Annotated in this window: 2 protein-coding genes; one reads left to right on the top strand and one right to left on the bottom strand. The window is 79.4% G+C overall.

Features of this window, described 5'->3' with window-relative positions; all coding sequences use genetic code 11:
• Positions 1-869, bottom strand: an 869-nt coding sequence (locus HLB09_RS20205) for a GGDEF domain-containing protein (RefSeq protein WP_171204423.1), incomplete at its 3' end; no start/stop codon positions are given.
• A 74-nt stretch (positions 870-943) separates the two neighbouring features.
• On the opposite strand from HLB09_RS20205, the gene HLB09_RS16695 reads away from it, so the two are divergent.
• Positions 944-1,435: a DUF3592 domain-containing protein gene (locus HLB09_RS16695; RefSeq protein WP_171204422.1), complete on the top strand. Its 492-nt coding sequence runs from the start codon at positions 944-946 to the stop codon at positions 1,433-1,435.
• Positions 1,436-1,707 lie beyond the last annotated feature (272 nt).

Here is a 1,707-nt window from a genome sequence, read left to right as displayed (position 1 = left end):
GGCGGCGCCCAGGCGGCCACACCGGCCGACGCCGGGCGCCCGGGGTCGCGCACCACGGGCGACAGGACGAGCGCGAGCTCGGCGGGCGGTGCCGCCAGGGCCACGGCGAACTCGTCGCCGCCCACGCGGGCGAGAAGGGCCGACCGCGGGAGCACGGCGCGCCACCGGGCCGCCGTCGCCCGCAGCAGCTCGTCGCCGGCGTCGTGCCCCGAGGCGTCGTTGACGGCCTTGAAGCCGTCCAGGTCGACGAGCGCCACGGACAGCGGCCCGCCGGAGCGGCCCGCGGCCAGCGCCAGCCGCTCGAGGGCGTCGTCGAGGCCTCGCCGGTTCGGCAGCCCGGTGAGGCCGTCGACGCTCGCGCTGGAGGCGCGGCGCGCGAGGACGCCGACGACGAGGGCGACGGCCACGAGGACGAGGTCGAGGGCCAGGGCGCCGAGCAGCCCGACACCGCCGTGCACGAGGAGGGCCGCCGTCGTGGTCACCAGGCACGCGGAGAGGTGGACGAGGGCGTGCAGACGGGCGAAGAAGACCCCGGTGTCGACGGCGACGAAGACGGACACCGCGGCGACCAGGACCGCGCTGCGGGGGTCGGGGGTCACGAGGACCGCCGTGCCGATGAGACCGGTGGCCGCAGCGGCGAGCAGGTGCGTGGCGAGGCGCGGCAGGTGCGCGCGGCGCGCGGCCACGAGCGCGCCGACGACGAGGGCCGACGCGCCCAGGGCCGTCAGCACCGGGCGCCCGGGCGCCCCGGTGGGGCCGGCCGCCGCCACGAGGAGCGCGACGAGCCCACCAGCGACGTAGAAGACGCCGAAGGCGGCGCCCACCGCCCGCGGCGTCGCCACCTCCGGCACCCGCCGCCACTCCTCCACGTCACCTTCATCGGCCGGGGAGGACCGGAGGCGCAGGGGCGTCACCCGGACGCCGGGCGTGCGAGGGTGGCGCCGTGGACGCCACCTCGGCCGCGGGCGGCGGCGGGCTCGCCGTCGCGGTCGCCGTCGTCTTCCTCCTGTTGGGCGTCGCGCTCGTCGCCGCCGGCGTGCTCGGCGTGCGGCGGGCGGTGGCCGCCCGCCGTCGGGGGGCGGCCCTGCGCGACCGGGGGGTGCGGGCGCGCGGCACGGTCGTCGACCTGCAGATCAACACCCGCGGGCGCGGCCCCGAGGCGAGGACCACCTACCGCCCGGTCGTCACCTTCACGACGGCCGACGGCGCGGAGGTCACCACCGTGGCCGGCCCGGACGCGACGGCCGCCTGGGTCGAGCGCACCCCCGTGGTCGTCCGGCACGACCCGGCCGACCCCGAGCACGCCGAGGTGCTCGAGCCGGTCCCCGGCGTGGCGCTCGGCACCTCGACGGCGGCTCCCCTGGCCGTCGGCCTCCTGCTCGCCGTCGTCGGCCTCGTCGTCGGGGCGACGGCGCTGGCCGGCCTCGTCACCTGAGCCCTCGTCACCTGAGCCCCCGCGCGGCTGCGCCGGACGGGTGAGCCGCGGCTGCGCCGGACGGGTGAGCCGCGGCCGTCGGCAGGGCGACGCGGCCCGTCCGCGGGCCACGCTGGGGCGTGCCGCCCGTCAGCCCGCTCGCCCTGCGCGCAGGGACCGGGGCGCCACGAGCAGCCGCGAGAAGGTCGTGCGGGGCGCGTACCCCGAGAGCTGGTTGAAGAGCTTGGTGACGTCCTCCCCGACGGTCTCGTCGGCGGTGAGCAGGCCCATGT

Origin of the sequence: Pseudokineococcus marinus (genome assembly GCF_013004605.1) — a bacterium.
Classification (GTDB): Bacteria; Actinomycetota; Actinomycetes; order Actinomycetales; family Quadrisphaeraceae; genus Pseudokineococcus; species Pseudokineococcus marinus.
This window is presented reverse-complemented; position numbering and strand designations above follow the sequence as displayed.